1 protein-coding gene is annotated in these 1,282 nt (G+C 52.5%); it reads right to left on the reverse strand.

Features of this window, described 5'->3' with window-relative positions:
* On the reverse strand, window positions 1-1,282 hold a 1,282-nt coding region (locus tag ACO6V1_RS24005), incomplete at both ends, for a DUF1601 domain-containing protein (RefSeq protein WP_422469126.1).

Genomic DNA, 1,282 nt, shown 5'->3' on the forward strand with positions numbered 1-1,282 from the left:
AATCACCATGTTGTGATCTGGCAGCAGCAGGTCAACCGGAGGTAATGAGTTCAGACTCTTTTCTTCTTCAATCTTCAGATATGGAATAGATGATTGGAGTTGATCGCGGAAGTCGGCCTGGGTTTTTGAAATGGTTGCCTGGTAATGGGGGACGACCGAAGAGGCTCTACCAAGCCAACTGGCGGCCATGATCATGATGGATCGATCATCTTCATTATCTGGATCTGGCGAGGTAATTTCCAGGCGAGTCAACAGGTCATCCATGTGCTTTTCAAGCACGTTATTGTTATTGGCATTGGAGACTAGAGACAACCTGGCACAGCATACCATTACGCCCCAGAGAGACATCGATATATCTTGCTTAGAGAGCTGAGGGCTTTCTCTGATTCGGTAGACAAGCGATTCGAAGGTAGAGGTAACCACATTCAGCTCAGCGAGTTCACCCAGTTTCGCCATGGCCCACAGCAGGTTGGCGATACCCTGTGGTTTAAAGTTAGCTTTCTGTGCGTTCACTTGGGGTAACAGCACGTCCATGGCCGCTTTAAACTCTGGTATCCACTCCTGCCCGTTGTCCACCAGTTTCGCCATGGCCCACAGAAGGTTGCTGATTGCCTGAGGTGTAAAGTTAGCTTTCTGTGAGTTCACGTGGGGTAACAGCGCGGCAATGGCCGCTTGGAACTCTGGTGTCCACTCCTGCCCGATGTCCACCAGTTTCGCCATGGTCCAAAGCAGGTTGGCGATACCTTGTTCATTAAACTGGTCTTTCTGTGCGTTTACAAGGGGCAACAGCGCGGCCGTAGCCTCGTTGAGCCCTGGTGTCTGCTCCTGCCCGCTGTCTACCAGTTTCGCCATGGCCCACAGCAGGCTGGCGATATGCTGTGGTTTAAAGTGAGCTTTTTGTACGGTCACGCAGGTCAACAGCGCAGCAACGGCTTCGTTGAACTCTGGTGTCTGCTCCTGCCCGTTGTCCACCAGTTTCGCCATGGCCCACAGCTGGTTGGCGATTTCCTGTGGGTTAAAGTTAGCTTTCTGTGCCTTCACGTGGGGCAACAGCACGGCCAGAGCCCTTTTGAGCTCTGGTGTTGGCTCCTGCCCGTTATCTACCAGTTTCGCCATGGCCCACAGCAGGTTGGCGATATTCTGAGGAATAAATTGGTCTTTCTTTGAATTCACGAGGGGCAACAGTGCGGCCACGGCCTCATTGAGCTCTGATGTCCGTTTCTGACCGTTGTCCACCAGTTTCGCCATGGCCCACAGCAGGTTGGCGATATGCTGAGGAATT

The organism is Endozoicomonas sp. ALC013 (assembly GCF_049310205.1).
Taxonomy (GTDB): domain Bacteria; phylum Pseudomonadota; class Gammaproteobacteria; order Pseudomonadales; family Endozoicomonadaceae; genus Endozoicomonas.